Consider the following 272-nt stretch of genomic DNA (forward strand, 5'->3'; position numbering starts at 1 on the left):
TAACCTCCTGATGTCCGACCAGGATTAGCTAACCTTCGTGCTCCTCCGTTACTCTTTGGGAGGAGACCGCCCCAGTCAAACTACCCACCAGACACTGTCCGCAACCCGGATCACGGGTCTACGTTAGAACACCAGCCATTAAAGGGTGGTATTTCAAGGACGGCTCCACGCAGACTGGCGTCCACGCTTCAAAGCCTCCCACCTATCCTACACATCAAGGACCAGTGTTCAGTGTCAAGCTATAGTAAAGGTTCACGGGGTCTTTCCGTCTT

General features: G+C 53.3%; 1 rRNA gene. It reads right to left on the bottom strand.

Annotation, left to right across the window (positions count from 1 at the left end):
• Window positions 1-272, bottom strand: a 23S ribosomal RNA gene (locus ACDO57_RS23380); the annotation flags it as partial.

The sequence above is a fragment of the Enterobacter cloacae complex sp. 2015409 genome, from assembly GCF_041365315.1.
Taxonomy (GTDB): domain Bacteria; phylum Pseudomonadota; class Gammaproteobacteria; order Enterobacterales; family Enterobacteriaceae; genus Enterobacter; species Enterobacter pseudoroggenkampii.